The sequence below is a fragment of the Peptoniphilus duerdenii ATCC BAA-1640 genome (assembly GCF_000146345.1).
GTDB lineage: Bacteria > Bacillota > Clostridia > Tissierellales > Peptoniphilaceae > Peptoniphilus_B > Peptoniphilus_B duerdenii.
In genome coordinates, this window is the sequence record NZ_GL397071.1 from 1,925,314 (window position 1) to 1,942,633 (window position 17,320).

The window sequence follows — 17,320 nt, forward strand, 5'->3', positions numbered from 1 at the left end:
TATTTAACCCATATATTACAAAAAAATTAAAAAAACTCTCCCAACTGTCGTCACCCTGAGCGAGGAAATTTATTTCCGAGTCGAACGGGTATAACCTCCACAGACCTAGTCTTTGCAACTGCACCGTAGCGGAAGCAAACTGCTTCCATTAAACTTATTACTACATTCTCCCAACTGAAGTTACCATTATAGAACGTCATCACGCCCACATGGTCATCCTGAGCGGAAAAGGCGACAGCCTTTGAAGTCGAAGGATCTGACCCATATTTAACCAAGTCTATGCAAGTGATTCATCCAAACATAACCTCACATTATGTCAGGCAACCAATATACTCTTTCTCAATAGAGCCTCTCGGCTATGGAAGCAAAATGCTTCCGCTACAAAATTAAATAATCATACAAACATAACCGCACCAGGGTTATACCCGTTCGACTACGACGGTTACAGCAAGCCTAACCGTCTCCGCTCAGGGTGACTGTCTTCCTTGAGTTTATTCTTGAAGTGATGTATGTAGGTGGTCGTCACCCTGAGCGAAGAAATTTATTTCCGAGTCGAACGGGTATAACCTCAGAAGGTCAAGTATAAGCAAGTGATTCATCCAAACATACCCTACCAAAACGCAAAAGACCGGAGGAAATCCTCCGGTCTTTCTAATTCATATATCATAACCAAACATTTACATATTAAGTTATAAAATACAAAACTATTTAATTATTTTACAATCTTTTCCCATTTTTCAGTTCTCTTGTCTATTCTTTCATAGTCATGAGTGTGAACTGCTTCCATGATTTCGTAGTAAGCCCAGTGCTTATCAGTCAAGTCGTTGAACTTCTTGATTTCAAAACCGTGTTCTCTTACGAATTCACCATCAGCTGCTCTATCAAACATTCTGTTTACGATAGAAACTGCTTCCGCTCTAGTGATAGGAGCATCCGGTTTGAATGTTCCATCAGTGTATCCTGAGATCCAACCTTCAGCCTTAACCATTGCGATAGCATCCTTAGCCCAATGATTCATTGGAACATCTGAGAATGTTTCATCTGCAGCTTTTGGATTCTTGATATATTTAGAAGCAATTACTGCAAATTCAGCTCTAGTTATGCTCTTGTTAGGTTTGAATGTTCCATCAGGGTATCCTTTGATGATGTCCTTGTTAGAAAGTTTCATAACGCTGTCGCAGAACCAATCATATGCTAGAACATCAGAGAACTTAGGAGAATAATTTGCAGGAGCACTATTTTCAGTTAATCTTGCAAATATAGCAGATACTTCAGCTCTAGTGATCTTGCCATCTGGTCTTACAGTTCCATCTGGATATCCAGCGATATAAGCATCGTGTCTTTCAAGATGTTTAGGTTCTTCTTTCTTAACTTCAGTCTTAGTTGAACCGAACCAAATTGGCCACCATGGATTGTAGTCAGGCATTGGAGGTTGTTCTGGTTGTGGTACTGGTTTACCAGCTTCGGTAAATGTCCAAGTTAAAGTGTAGGTGAATACACCATCTTCAACTTTTCCAGATTTTACCCAAGTACCTGGAGTCCAAGTACCTACTTCCTTGCCATCTTTATCCTTTTCAACAAGAGCTTTTTGTGCTGCTTCTGAAGAAGTGTCTGGTTGAGCTGGATCTACTACCTTGTCTTCATAAATAGGAGTAGTAATATCTGTAGGTTTTAAATCTGCAAGATCCTTTGGAAGGGTCTTATTAGCAGGATTAGTGTTGAATACATATTTAACAGTAACCTTGCCTTTTTCAGTAACTGATGCCCATATAGTAGTTTTTTGTGCAAATACCTTGTTAGTGTAATCTGCTTCATTGAATTTAGCAATGTGTGTATCTTTGTAAGCATCTTTAAGCTCTAATGCTGGAGCTGTTAGTGTTACTGTAGCCTTAGGATCTACTTTGAACTTAGCTTGTTGATTAGCTTTGATTTCAGCTTTGTCTACATCTGCATCTTTAACTTTAAATTCTACAAATACATAGTTATCAGGAATTTCTTCACCATTTTTACCTTTTTTATCATTTTCATTGTCAACAGGAATTACATCTTTTGCTGTCTTTTCCCATTGTGCGAAAAGTTCTGTATTCTTTTCTATCTTAAATGTAGCATTTGCAGCATGTGTTGTTCCCTTGCCATCAGCTTGAGTATTCCAGCCAGTGAATTTATAACCAGCTAGTGTGTTGTCAGCTGCTAAAGCTTTTACTGTAACTTGTTCATCCTTTAGATACTTAGTATTATCAGTTGGAGCTGTTCCTCCTACTGTTAAACCTTCTGGTGCATTTAGATTGTAAGTTACAGAGAATTCATCAGCCTTTCCAAATACAGCTGTATAAGTTACGTCAGAGTTTCCTACTTTAGCAAATTCTGTAACCTTAGTTTTATCTTTTTGCCATTCCTTGAATGAATAGAATTTACCATTACCTACAAGTTTCGGAGCGTTACCCTCTGCATCTGCTTTTGGAACTACAACTCCAGCTGTAAGAGCGTCTGCCCATTCAGTGTTCTTTAATACTGCATAAGCAATACCATTAGCTTTTTCAGCGTCGCCTTCTTTGATCTTACCATTAGCATCAGCAACGAATTTTACAGTTACATAGTCTGCATCTTTCTTGTTGTTATCTGTAGGATCCTTAGGGAAGTTTGTTGGGTTTACTGGATCGTCAAGTTTTACAACTTTGTCTTTTCCAGTAGCCTTTGCAGTAAATACTGCATTTTCTGTTACTTTGTAGTCATTGGCGGTTGCTTCTGTTGTTGCTTCGCCCTTGTACCACTTAGCGTCTTTAAATCCTTCTTTTAAAGTTACTGCAGGTGCATCTGCTTTAACATCAGTTCCTGGTTTAACATATTCAGTCTTTGCTGTACCTTTTACACCTTCACCAATCTTAAATTCAACCTTTACAGCATCCTTAGGTAGATTAGTGTTGTCGTCATTCTTATGAGGTGCTACATAAAGTGTTTGGTCCTTAACTTCTAAAGAAGAACCATCTTCAAACGTAACTTTTAAGTTGCCTTTTTGTCCATTTGGAAGATTTGCATTAGATGAATTTCTGTTGCTTTCATCAGTAACTTTAGTTTCAGCTTTATCTAAAATATTTTTAAGATCTGCGTTAGCTTCTTTAAGTTCAACACCCTTCTTCCAGTCGATTTTTGAACCATCTGTATCGGTTTTGTCTTCCCATACCTTAATATCAACAGGTTTTAACTTGTCTTTAAACTTAACTGCTGTTTTGTCAGCAACCTTTGCTGTTAAAGTAATTTCTGTTTTAACTACTTTATTTTGAGTGTCTTTTGCTTGAACAATTTTATAATCTGTTCCAGTTATAGTATTTGGATCATATGTCCACATATCATTAACGTCAACTTTGTAAAGATTTGCGTCATTTGAAACAGCAGCTACGTTAGCTACATCTTTTATAGCTATTCCTTCAACTGGGTTTACATAGTAAACAAGTGGTGACTTTGCATCTGCATTATCAAGTTGTAGCTTAGCTTTTTCAGCATCCTTAGTATCAACTTGATAAGTTACTTTTGCATAATGCTTTTTAACATCTTCTGTTACCTTAGGATTTTCTTCTCCATTACCATCTTTTGCTGGAATAATTGAATCAAGTTTTTTGTAAGGAACTTCTACTGTGTATCTACCATTTTCGTCATACTTTTTATCAGTTACAACGATATCTCCGCTTCTCTCATATCCGATAAATGCTGGTTGAGGAATTGATTTCGCATCAACATTTTCACCCTTGTTTCCTTCAGCAAATTTTGGATAATCTACACCTTGAACCTTATATATGTCCTTAATAGCAGTACCTTTTTCATCTACATATTGAATAGCAACTTTACCTTGTGGCTTTTCTGCATAGATCGCATAGAAGGTTTCATCTTTAGTAATAGGAGTGTCGTAGGTGTTATCCGTAAAAAGTGCAGTGGTTGCATTTGCATCTGTATTCCAACCGATAAATTTCTTTTCCTTCTCACCTGGCTTAGCTGCTGGTGGAGTTAAATCACCCGCACCTGGAACATTGATAGGTCCTAAACCTGCCCAAGAATCAGCAAGCTTCATTGAGTGACCTATAGTTTGATCAGCTGAAGCAGAGTTTTTCCAAGTACCACCGTTAGGATCAAATTTAACCTTTAAATCTTGACGAATTGTAAAGATGTGAGCTTTGATGTGGTCGCCTGTAACTTCGTAATGGTAAGGAGTTCCATTGTCTTCAAATGTACCAGGTCCACGGTCAAATTCAGTCTTTCCTGGAGCCTTCATCTTCATTCTAGTACGCCCTGAAGTAATATCATCAGATATTTTCAAATCATCTAAGGATGTTTGTCCAAATTGTAGAATTTCTAAAAAAATACCTCTGTAAGTTTGCCTTACTTTAGGGTTTTTCGCCCAAGAGTAAAACTGTTTTGTACTTAAATTTTTATCATTAATAGGAACTTCGCTTGTATTATTATCTACATCGGTACGTTCAACAACTATTTTTGGTATATCTTTATTCGTGTAGTATTCTGCCCTATAAATAGGATTGGCGCGTTGTGCTACTTTAGCTACTATATCCTCACTCTCAAAAGCTCCTTCAGCTCCTGTCTGTAGTCGTACATCAAACTTATAATCAACAGGAACGCGCATATCCCAATCCTCTGCATTATGACTTACCCCTGACTCGTCCCAAGCTGGTAATTTATAAAATTTATATACTTTACTAGCAATTTTACCAGTGATATTTTCAGTCTGAGCAATAAATTTTCCTGTAGTCGTATCACGAATTTGGAAAAAGATAGGTATACCCACATCCTTTGGTTCTATATCGTAGGTTGTCCATTGAACTTCAACTGAATATGAAAGTTCCTCTCCAAGAGCAGGATTGGATCCTCTTACAGCCGGCATAACCTTAGGCTCGGATACATCCAAACCATCAATTTCAAATTGTTTGTTAGATTCTGGCGTCCCAACTATGTCTGTAAATTTATAGACCTTGTATGATGTACCATCTACATTTTCTACCTTATAGTCTGCCTCTACAAATTCATCGTCTCCATTTGCATGGACTTGGGATGGTGGTGTAACCATCCCAAAAACCATTGCAAGAGCGAGTAGTAGAGAGACTATTTTCTTCATATTCATAAAATCTTCTCCTTTGCTCTTTTATTCTACAGTTTCCCTGTATCTTCCATCATTATATCCAGATTTGCTTGCTTCCAAGATTACCCTTTGACCTGATTTCAATCCTTCTTTTAATCCCTTTGAGAAGGTGCCGAATGAGTCTGTCGTTATGGTATCAATTACAACGTTGTTAATCTTAATTATTACTTTTGCACCCGGTACGGAAGTTCGGATTTTCAATGTTTCTAGGCCTACGCCCAAGCTTTCAACTCCAACTTTGATTCTTTCCATCCTTATAATATCCAGCTTTTCTTGAATAGTATTAGTTGATTCAACAATCTTAGTATTGTTCTTTAGGTTTTCTTTACCATCTGCTATAGCTTTTTCTAAAGCTGTTTTATCTTGTTTTGGCTTATCCTTATAACCTTCTTTTTGAGTTTCTTTTTCTGCTTCTTTAATAATCTTAATTAAATCAAGTTTATCTTGAAGTTCTTTCTTGATAGGATTATAGTCATTTGCATTTGGATCTTTACTTCCTGGGATTGCATCGATTTTATCTTGTGCATCCTTAATGTTTTCAGGTGTTGGATTGTCCTTAGCTTTATCAACTGCTGTGTCGGCTTCTTTTTGTGCAATTGCTTTATCTAAATCTTCCTTAGCTTTATCAACTGCTTTTTGATCTGTATTAGGATCTCCGTTATCACCTTTTTCCTTAACTTTTTTACCATTATCTAAAGCATCTTTTAATGCCTTATCAACTGGATTTTCGTCAGGTTTAAGATTTGCTCCGTCTTTTCCACCGATTTCTTCAGCCTTATCAATTGAGTCTTTTAGCTTAGATGTATCAACTCCTACTACCTTAGGATCAGATGTGTTGTCAGCTTTACCTGGTTCGGAAGCTTTGACTACAACTGTATCCCCATCTACTAATGGATCTGTTGTTACCTTGTAGTTTCCATCTCCATCAGCCTTACCTGTAAATGTCTTTGGTTCTCCACCCTTAGGTGTTACTGTTACTGTAACTTCAGCGTTTGGTGCTGCAGTACCAGATACAGAGTTTTCATCTTTGTTAGCTCTGTTGATTGTAGGTTTCTTAGTTGCAGCCTTATCTTCAACTGTAACTTTTGCTTCTTGTGAAGCTTTACCTGAATCGTTGATTGTTGATACCTTAATAACGTCACCTTTTTTAGCTGATGGGTCAAGTGGTACTACAATCTTACCGTCTTCAACTTTAACTTCCTTGTTTGGATCTTCTTTAACTTTCCAGCTACCATCTGGTTGTTTTTCAACAGTCATTGAATCGTTGTCGCCAACTTTAACTTTAATAGTCTTAGCTGTTGGGTCTGCTACTGTTGGATCTGCAATCTTAACATTCTTGTCGCCTGTGTAAACTTGGTCAACTTTTGGTGTTTGACTTGATTTTTGAACAGGTGCCTTATCGAAAGCTTCATTAGCTGGGTTTTCGCCATCTTTAAATGTTACTTTAATTTGGTCTCTGTCGTTTAGTGGAAGCTTATCCTTTACAGGAATTTCTAGCTTGCCTTCGTTATTTTCAGTAACTTTTTCTGCTGGGTCTGATCCTTCAACAATCCAAGTCTTACCTGTTGTATCAGCAGGATCTTTTGTAAGCCTTACAGTTTTTCCATTTTGGTCTGAAACTTCGATTGTTTGAATCTTGTCATCAACCTTTGGAGCTGCTACTACAACTTTTTCATCTTTTTCTCTTATTGGATCGATTACTGGTGTTGAAAGTTTTGCTCCTGTGTCTGGTTTCCAGTTTCCATCTTTATCTCTTATAACAGTTGTTTCTGCCTTTGGAGATTCAGACTTACCTGGTTCTGTTGCTGTAACAAATACTTTTGTTCCTGGATTTAACAATTTGTTAAGATCTGCAGTAAAGTCTCCGTTAGCATCTGCTTTAATTGTTGTTCCTTCTGGAAGTAGGCTCTGTCCATTAGCATCTGTAATCTTGATTTCAGCATCCTTAGTTGCCTTACCTTTTACCTTAGTAACTGTAGCGTCACCTTGGTTAGCTGCTACGACATCTGTAGGTTGTGCTGATTGGTTTTTGTTTACAGTTAGTGCTGTTGGTGTTTGGCCTGTTATTGCTTTTTCTGCAGATGTGTTACCAGTTGTATCAAGTGTTACTACAAGCTTTCTACCATTGTGACCATCTTTTGCAGTTTGTGCATCGTAGTCTTTAGATGAAAGCACAGTTTCTTGTTTTAAGTCAACTGATAGACCTGCGTTTGTGAACTCAGAGTTGTCAGCATTTTTATAAGTGAAAATCTTTTGATTTCCATTTACATCTGTAAGAAGAACTTTTAGTCCGTCAAGATTTAGTTTGTCTCCATCAGAGTAAACCATCTTATCTGGAGATGCTACTACTTGCATTCCTGTTGTTTTCTTAACATCGAAATCTTTTGCTGAGTCTGGTTGTCCAGTTCCATCAGTATCTTTAAATACTACTACAGTTTGTTTTTCTGATTCAGCCTTTGGTGCTAATGTTGCTGTTACATCAATCTTAACTCCTTCTTTGATAGGAGCGTTATTTTGTTTAGCTTCGATAGTGTACTTACCAGTTTCTTTGTCTGCTGTTGCAGTTCCTACTACTTCATTACCTACCTTAGCTGTAACTGTTGCACCCTTTTCAGCTTCACCAGTAATTGTTGTGAATTCTGGTTTCTTACCAATGTTAGATGCAAGAGCTGCTGGTCTTTCTGTTTGACCTGCTTTAGTATCTGGAATCTTGTCGCCGTCTAAGTCGTCGAATACTTTAACAGTTTTATCTGTCGGTTTCTTTTCTCCGTCTTGAACAGTAACTTTTACATCAGTACCATCTTTAAGCTTTGGTGTGATTTCTTGAGTTAACTTTCCATCTTCACCTGCTGTGGTTTCAATTTTTTTGTCTTCATTGTTAGCATCTTTGTATTCAATAGTAACTTTAGCTTTTGGTTCCGTCTTAATTTCAACAGTTGTCTTTGTTGCTGGAACTTTTTTGCCGTCTGGTCCATCTGTTCCAATATTACGTGCTGTAACTGTTGGTTCAGGTGTTTGTTCGTCTTCATCAGCTTTATTGTTTCCATCAGCGTCAAGTTGAACCACTACTTGTTTATCTGCCTTAGCAGTTGGTTTATCAGCAGCTTCTGCTCCTGTAACTGTAACTGTTAAGTCCATTTTATTGGTCTTGCCGTCAGGTGTCAAGCCAATTTCATCATTGTTAGCTGGTTTGATTGTTACATCTTGCATCTTAGCTAATTCTTCTGCTGTGTATGTTGCAGATTTTCCAGAGTCGTCGGTAAATTTAACTACTAGACCCTTAGTTTCAAACTTAGCTTTGCCGTTAGTTGTATTAACCAAGTAATCCATCTTGTCTGGATTTTTGATTATTTCAACTTTTGTAGCCTTCTTGATGTTGAATTTTTCTTTTTCGTCGTCTACGCCGTTGCCATCTTTATCAATCTTAACAACTGTTGCCGTTGGATCAGATACAAGTTTGCCTGTTGCTTGAGCTGTTACTTGTACTGGAGTGTCTTTTTCAAGTGCTCCTGTACTTTCTTCGCCAGTCTTACCATTCTTGGTTGCTTCGATAGTGTATTCACCAGTTGTTGCATCTGCTGTTGCTGTTCCTACAACTACTTCTACATTATTTATAGTTGCTTTTGCTACAATCTTTGCATTAGGTTCAGCTTTCCCTGTAATAGTAGTTACCTTAGGATCTGTACCAACATTAAGTGCTTTTGCTGTTGGTCTGTCTGTTTTTTGGTTAGTAGCATTGTCATCTTTACCATCTGCGTTTAAATCTTCGAATACTTTGGTTTCGATTGTTGGTGAATCTTTTTTATCACCGAATTTAGCTTGAGCCTTAATAACTGTGTCTGCTGGAAGTAGAATGTTTTCTGCTTCTGTATCACCTTTTAGTTCAAGTTTGTATTCACCAGTTTGGGCATTCGCGTCAACATTCTTGGTTGTTGCCTCTTGTTTACCTTTTTCAGTAAAGGTGATTGTTACTTTAGATCCTGGTTCTGCATATCCTTCAATAGTTGTAAATGTTGCTGGAGTCTTAGGTGTTGTGTCGCCAGTACCAATATTTCTAGCGATAACTGATGTGATAGTTGTTGTTTCATCCTTGTCAGCTGTGCCATTTCCGTCCTTGTCAACTTGAACGATTACAGGTATCCTTGCAGATTCGTCTTTGTTTTCAGCTTTAGCTGTAACAAATACAGTTGTGTTTGGATCTAGGGCCTTGTTGTCTTTAGATACTTTTATAGTGAAGTTTCCGTTTTCATCAATCGTAATATTGGATTGGTCAACTGGAATTTCCTTCTTATCTTCGCCATAGACTTTAAGTGTATCACCCTTCGTTGCCTTACCTGTAATAGTTGTAAAGGTATCATTGCCTTTATTCAAAGCCTTTAGGTCTTTTGGTGCAGGAGTTTGTTTGCTATCTCTCTTGCCGTCGCCATCAAGATCTTCAAATACTTGTAAAGCTTCTGTTTCAGTCTTAACATCTGCTTTAGCAGCTAGAGCAATTTGAACTTTATTGCCGTCATTTGCAGTCGTTAATTCTAATTTGTTTACAGCTTCAATTGCTGTTGTTGTAGGAGCAGCTGTTGCACTTCCTTGAACTAATTCAAGTTTAAAAGCTGCTTTTTCTGCTTGTCCTTCACCAACTTTAGCATCTAGTAATTCTTGAGCTGTATAGTTGGCTTTGTTTACTCCATCTGTCAACTCGACAACCATATCACTTAGGTTGATATTTGTCTTTCCACCTACTGTTGTGATTGGATAGTTAAGTTGTGGTTGTTTGATGATCTTGATGCCTGTTACTTTTGTAAGATCTAGTTTTTCTTTTTCATCATCAACGCCGTTGCCATTTGCATCAAGTTTAACAGAAAGGTTTCTTGATGTTTGTGCAACTGTTACACTTGCACCTTGAACATTTAGAGTTACCTTTACTGGTTTGCCGCTATCTGTTAATCCTAGGTCTGACCCTTCTGCAGGTTCTACTGTGAAGTTTTTATCGTCTTTAATTTCTTCTGCTGTGAATTTCTTTTCTACTCCAGCTTTGTCTGTTACTTTAACTACCATACCCTTTGTTTCAAGAGTTACTTTACCATCTTTAGATGTTACTAGGTAGTCCATCTTAGCTGGGTCGTAAACCATCTCAATCTTATCTGCTTTTGTGATATCGAAGTTTTGTGACTTGTCGTCTTTACCGTCGTTATCTTTGTCTTCAAAGACTTGAGTTTTCACTTCTGGAGATACTTTCTTTTCTCCGTCTTTAGCTGTTACTTTTACTTCTTTACCAGCATCTAACTTAGGTGTTATATCTGCTGTATATTTTCCTTGTTCATTTGCAGTAACAGTCTTAGTAGTTTCTTGTCCACCTTCAGGAGTATACTTGATTGTAACTGTTGATCCCTTTGGTGCTGTTCCTTCTACTGTTGTCTTTTGTGGATCTTTACCAATGTTTCTTGCAGTTACTGTTGGTGTTGCTGTTGTTTCGTCTTTGTCAGCTTTTCCATTTCCATCTGCATCGATTTCGATAGCAAATTTGCTTGTTGATGTTGCTTTTGAAGTAGTAGTTTCTGGTTTAACATTTACAAGTTTTACTTCAATTGCTTTGCCAACTAGGTTTGCTGGGTCATTTCCTATCTTATCTTTTGTGCTCTTTGCTGGTGTTACAGCGATGTTTTCAGTATCCTTCATCAAGTCTTCTAGAGTCATGATTTTGGATTCTTTTTTGTCGCCGTTCTTGTAAGATAGTTCAAGGTAAATTGGCTTGCCTTTTCCATCCTTACCATTAAATGTTACTTCTGTTTCTTTAGTTTTAACTAGGTAAGTTAGGTCTGGTTGGTCAACGAATTTAATATCTGTTGCTTTTGCAATGTTGAAGCCTTCGTCCCTATCTGGTTGCTTGTTGTTGTTCTTGTCGTCAAATACAGTTGCTGGTGTTTGGTCTGATTCGCCCATTTCACCAAGTTTTGCTGTAACTTTGATTTCTGTTCCATCAGCTTGTAGTGGAATAGTTGCAGTGTATTTTCCGTCTGGTCCAGCCTTAACTTCTTTTGGTTCAGTTGTTAATGCTGTTCCGTCCTTGTCAGTAATCTTAATTACTGCGCCTGGTGTTGCCATACCTTCTACTGTTGTAACTTTAGGATCTTTTCCAACGTTTCTAGCCATTGCTGATGGTGCTGGAGTTTTTTGTTCTTGACCGTAGTCTGGCTCACCATCCTTGTTAGCATCGTAGAATACTTTTAATGGTTCTGTTTCTGCTTTAGAATTATTTGGTCCAGTTATAGCAACCTTACTTCCATTATGACCCTTATCAGTATCACTAGTTTGTGGTGTTAATTTTGCACCATGAGCTGGTGTTGCAGTAAGTCCTGCTATTTCTTTTGTAATATTGTCGTAGTCTACAAACTTGCCTTCATTAAATACTGCAAGTTTTTCCTTGCCTGCCTTGTCAGTCATTCTTACAATCATGCCTTCAAGGTTTAGCTTGAATTTGGTCTTGCCTTCTTCTGCATCCTTAGCAATATAGTCAAGTTGTGGTTGTTTGATTACTTCAAGTTTTTCAATGTTCTTTGGATCAAAGTTTTGAGTTCTGTCGTCTGTTCCATCCTTATCATAATCTGGGCCTACACGAAGAACGCCGTCTGTCTTAGCTGTAAGTGTATTATCTCCATCTTTGTACTCAACTTCGATGAAGTGAACATCATCTTCAAGTGTAAGGTCTCCACCGTCTTTGATTTCTTTACCATTAACTTTGAAAGTTACATTCTTATCTGTTAGTTCGACCTTAGTCTTTTTACCAAGATTATCAACTAAGTTTAGTGTCATACCTGTAAGGTCAAGTTTTGCCTTGCCATTCTTTTCAGTGATAAGGTAAGACATATTAGTTGGGTCTGAAGTTACTTCGATTGCTGAAGTAGTTCTTGGCTTAACTGTAAGTGTCATTTCGTGAGTAACTTTTACTCCTGCTTTATCTTCTGCAGTGTAAGTTACTTTGTAAGTTCCTACAGTTTCATTAATCTTAGAAAGATCTGTAACTGGTGTTTTATTTTGTCCATCTACTTTTTCAGCTGCTATCTTAACATTTGAGCCATTTTCAACTACTAGGTCGTCTGCTCCGTCGCCGTCTATTACGTCAACTAAAGCTTTTAGATCTAGTGCTTCGCCTACAAATATATCGTGAGTCTTTGGACCTGAAATAGTAGGTGGGATATTAGCTGTTAGTGCCTTAAGAGCTTCTTCTAAAGCTTTAACTGCATTGTCAATTGTTGTTTGATTATCAGCAGTATCATCGCCTTTTGCCTTACCTTTTTCGTCAACAAGCTTTTCAGCTTCTGTGATTGCAGTGTTAAGATCATCTAGTTTTTGTTTAATAATAGCATTTTGCTTTTTACTAAAGTTTTCCTTTTGTGTCTTAGCAATTGGTAGTAGGTCTTTTAATCTGTCAGCGTTTAGCTTAACTGTCTTTTCAACCGGTTCAGATGCTTTTCCAGCCTTTGGTAGTGTTACTCTTACCTTGATTGTTTCGCCGGCTTGAAGTTCTCTTGTACCTGCGATGAATGAACCATCTGCTTTGGCAAGTGTGATACCAATTACTTTGTTGTCCTTGTCAAGGATTTCAACTTTTGCGCCTTCAAGTATTTCTTTACTATCAATTTTGCCTTTTACAACTTCGTCTTTGTGACGAGGTGCATTGGCATCTTTGTTGTAGTCTATTTTTACTGTTGTGTCGATAACTGTAAGTGTTTGGTTTGGTACATCTATTGTAGAACCGTCTTTAAAAGTAACTTTTAGTGTACCTGTTTGTTCGCCGGCTTTTTCCGTTGTTCTTGCAGGGGTTGTATCGTCAGTAACTTTTGCTGCATCTAATAGTTTTTGTAGGTTTTCGTCTGCAGTTTTAAGCTCAACACCCTTCTTCCAGAAGCCTTCACCCATTTCATCGCCTTTATAGACTGTGAAATCGACTGGTTTTAAACCATTGTCTTTTGTAATCTTGTGAGATTCAAGTTCAGTTGCTCTTGCGACAAAGTCCATGGAAGAATTGATTGCTACTTCGTATGGTTTTTCAACTTTATCTGAACCAACATACCATGCTGGGTCTTTGTAGCCATCTTTCGCCTTGTTTGTCAAGTCTGTAAATTTATCAGATGCTAGTTTCCCGTTTGGTTCTACCGGATAAACTGCTTTTTTAACGGTGTTGGCTACGATGGAATCGTCGTCTTGACTTACGGTTACTTTAAACCAACCTTCTGGTATTGGATCCTTTTCGCCGATTTCTTCACCTGATTTTACGAAGTATGCTGTGTAAGTTTGGTCTGCTGCTGCCTTGCCTAATACTGGTTTCCATTGGGTAAATCCGTAGTGTTCAGCAGGTACGGTCTTGATTTCCGTTTTTTGAGATAGGTCGATGCCTGGTTTTACTTTTGCAAGTACAGTTGCACCTTCCTTGTCGCCGATCTTAACATTACCCTTTGTTGCATCTTCTGATTTGAAAGTAACTGTTACATAATCAGTTGGTATTGGAAGATTATCTTTATCATGTGTTGGAACTGGTTCAGTTGGTAGGTATGGAATTATTTCTACCTTACTTGATTCGTAGGTTGCATTTAAAGTTTTAGTATCTTTATCTGCAGCAGTACCAAGAGTAGATAATTCTGGTGCCCATGCCTTAAATGTTTTTCCAGTATCGACTTTGTTTTCACCTGTTAATGGGAATGGCTTACCTTGTTTATCAATTTCAGCTTTGGCTACTGTATAAGGCTTGCCAGCTCTTACATCAACTACTCTTTGAGTGTCGCCTGGGTTGTCTTTCGTAAAGGTCCCTGCAGGGCCACCGCCAAGTGCATCGGCGGAAAGATTGATTCTTGCGTATCCTTCAGGTTTATTGCCTGGGTTGTGAGGATCTTTTGGTGTTACTACGTCCTTTTGTCTCTTGATAGTAACAGTACCACCGTTTATAACATCGTAAGTTGATGTAAGTTTGTAGTCGATTCCGCCAGATGTTACTTGATCTTTAGTTAGGCTAAGTGCTAGAGATGAACTTGTTAAATTAGACTCGTCAAAATTCGGTTCATCTTTTTGCATTTCTTCTTGCCAAAGATTTTCAGTGCCTTCATTCTTTAGGTTACAGGAGCGGATTGTAGTGATGTATGTCTAAATGCATTAAACATAACTGGTTGGTCCTTTATTAGCTTGAAGCCTGATATTAAAGTCTCATTATCAGAGTCTTTAAATTGCTCTCCGCCGCTGTATAGTTTTTTAATAGTAAATCTAAAACCTTTAAAAGTTTTGTCTACTACTTGATCTTTTTCGTTTTTGCCTTTTACAGTTCTTTCTTCTTGAATCTTGTTTGGAGAAATGGATTCTGGTTTATCCCCTTCTTTAAGTTTACCATCAGTTCTTTCGTAGTTGATGATGTTTCCATCTTTATCAGATTCAGAAACTAACCAGTTTTCTCCAAAGTGTTCTTTAGTTTCAGTTGCTTCTGGTTTGTAAAGTGATGCTAGGACACCACCTTCAGTTCTCATGATACCTGTGAATTCTTTTGAGTCTGTAAAGATTTCATCTACGATAGGTGTGTATTGTTCTCTGATAGCAGAACCACCAATTGTTGACACTGTATTTTTAATATACATTGGATCGTGGAAGACGTCAGAACCATTTTTCTTAGTTTCCTTATTTAGTGTAACACTGTTTTTACCTGTTAGTGACACTTGATCCTTAAGAGCTGTAGGAGAAGTACCCTTTTGGCTTCCGGTTACTAGGTCAAAATAAACTTTACTTACATTCTTTGATTTGCTTTCTGGTATATAGACTGTAATAGGAGTTCCGGCTTTTATCGTACCACCTATTCTTATTGGGTGATTTGTCATGTAGAACTGCTTACCATAGGTTGAAATAGCATAAGCTTTTGAGCCATCATCGAACCAGGCAGCACCCTCACGTTTCCAAGACTTCCAGATTCCATTTGGACCGCCAATATTTAAAACAAAGTCTACAGCTGTATTGCTTCCTACAACGCTAGTATTTAGCGATGTATAGTTTTGCATACGGATGCTATAGAAGTTTTTTGTATTTGGTCCGTAGACGATATCCTTTTGAACAACGCCTGTATACTTACGCATACCTTCATTGTTAGATGTTAGGTAACGAGTGTCGAACATGAAGTTCTTAGAGAACTCTTTATTCTTAATCATAGTCGCGTTAATTAGTGTAGGGTCGATGTTGTATTCAAATACACCAAGTATACCGTTACCGTTGTTAGTAGGGTTGTAGATGTTAACACCAGCTGTACGCTTTGTGAATATATAGTTTGGATCTGTTGGATCAGGGTTTTCCTTATCAACGAAATCCTTTGTACCGAATTGGATAAATACAGACTTGTCAGTACGAGTATAGATTGGATTGCCATTCTCATCTTTGGCAATTTGTCCTTGAGGAGTCTTCTTAACACCGTTTAGGTCTCTGGCATAGATGTCGATTGTTTGAGCTGTCAGACCAGGACCGTCCTTGGAGGGTTTTTCGTCCTCATGATATAACCTAAAAGTACCGATCTTTGCGTCTTTATCTGTTAAATCTAAGAATCTAACAAACTCAGGGTCAAGTGATTGACGAAGAGCAAGGTCTTCTCCAAGAACCTTATATTCAGAGTTTGGTGTTCCTACAGGTGCATTGGTATTAATCTTTGCAATATTGTAGATAATTCTTACCTTTTTATTTTCTTTATCTAGTTGTAGTGTGGAGTCTGCTGTATGGAATACATCGTTGTAGATGTCTTGCATCGATATAGTTGTTGATTCTATAAGGTCTCCAGGACGTTTGGATAGGTCACCAACTACTGCTGTCTTAGTGTGAGTGTTGTAACCAAAAGATGTAAAGTTATAATTTGAACCCCAAGCAGATGTAGAGAAAATCTTTAGATTGTCGTTGTCTCCATTATAAAGACGAAGTTGTATTACTTGTGATTTACCTTCAAAGTCCTTTTCCCAATTAACATCTTTCTTCAATACAACATTTATCTCACGGTGTTGATATTGGGCGCCGGAGTTCCTAAAAGGGAACTGATAAGTAAAGGCTTGTTGATCAGTAACGTCTGTAGTATATAGCCTATCAAAATTATCGATTTTATATACTTCGGATTGCTTCCATAGTACGAAAGAAGCTTCAGGGTCTACCGCTTGGTAAAGTTCCCTAGGGAAACGCATTACGTACCTAGCCCAAACTGAAGAGTTTGCTGTAGGTCTGTGACCTACGTCAAATTTAAGTACAATACGTCCTTGGTCATCTAGGTACTTACCTAAGTAGGTAAAACCAAATGTGTTTAGTGGGTCTGGACCATTGTGAGCATTGACAACAGAAACGCCTGCTGGTAGTGACCAGTATGCAGAGCCATCGTCACGGCCTTTGCCGTGTGTCTTGTCCCACTCAACTGGTGGTTTACCTTCCGCGTCTACTGAACGGCTGCTTGTCTTACCTGGAGCTGATTCATTTACTGGATTTGCTACTGGATTTGACAAAATACTTGGGTCTGCAGCTCCTCGATTTGAATATTGTCCACTTACTTTTTTGAAAACACTATTTCGTTCTAATTTTTCTAATGGTGTTTTGTTCTTGATATCGTAGACATATTGAACTTCATCAGCGAAGATATCTGTAGGTAGCACTCCGATAATCATAACTAGTGCTAAGATTAGAGATAGATATCTTTTGCTTCTTTGATTGTTATCCATTCTTTCCTCCTTTTTTTATAAGTATTATTTCTGAATAAACAAAAAGACCACGAATGTTGTTTCTGGTCTGCTAATCTTACATATAAAAATTTAGTCAATATTATTTGGCTATTATACATGTAAGATATTTCTTTAATTTCTTTGTAATATCACCTCTCTATTATTGTACTATATGAATTTAGTCTAATTAAAAGCTGTAAAATCGTACAATTTCATTTTTGAAAATTTATCTTGCAATAACTTAGTAAATCGTTATCGTGTAATGCTGTTATTCTCAGTAATTTTCTATATTTATTTTACACCAAATATACATATAGTGCAAGTAAATATCATTTTTTTAACAATGATTTTATATAAATATGTATTTATTTTTTTAATTATTTGTGCCGTTATGGTTGGTATGTTGAATGTTGTGCAGTATGTTTTTTGTACAAGTATATTTAATTTTGTAATATTTTTTGGAATAGAC

3 protein-coding genes are annotated in these 17,320 nt (G+C 37.5%); all 3 read right to left on the reverse strand.

Features of this window, described 5'->3' with window-relative positions; all coding sequences use genetic code 11:
• Positions 1 to 712: 712 nt before the first annotated feature.
• From HMPREF9225_RS09890 to HMPREF9225_RS08765, 3 genes are read right to left on the reverse strand one after another with little or no spacing between them, the layout of a single operon-like run.
• On the reverse strand, positions 713 to 5,125 hold the full coding sequence (locus tag HMPREF9225_RS09890; protein ID WP_008902586.1) for an S-layer homology domain-containing protein: 4,413 nt from the start codon (positions 5,123 to 5,125) through the stop codon (positions 713 to 715).
• Between the two features lie 21 nt (positions 5,126 to 5,146).
• A complete protein-coding gene (locus HMPREF9225_RS08760; RefSeq protein ID WP_008902587.1) occupies positions 5,147 to 14,206 on the reverse strand; it encodes an Ig-like domain-containing protein in 9,060 nt (3,019 codons plus the stop codon).
• 35 nt (positions 14,207 to 14,241) lie between these two features.
• The gene (locus tag HMPREF9225_RS08765) at positions 14,242 to 16,851 is read right to left on the reverse strand and encodes a hypothetical protein (protein ID WP_008902588.1); all 2,610 of its coding nucleotides are present in this window, start codon (positions 16,849 to 16,851) and stop codon (positions 14,242 to 14,244) included.
• Positions 16,852 to 17,320: the final 469 nt, after the last annotated feature.

Coding starts and splice junctions, on each gene's coding strand:
- HMPREF9225_RS08765 (WP_008902588.1), bottom strand. CDS start 16,851: ATGGATAACAATCAAAGAAGCAAAAGATATCTATCTCTAATCTTAGCA.
- HMPREF9225_RS09890 (WP_008902586.1), bottom strand. CDS start 5,125: ATGAATATGAAGAAAATAGTCTCTCTACTACTCGCTCTTGCAATGGTT.
- HMPREF9225_RS08760 (WP_008902587.1), bottom strand. CDS start 14,206: ATGCAAAAAGATGAACCGAATTTTGACGAGTCTAATTTAACAAGTTCA.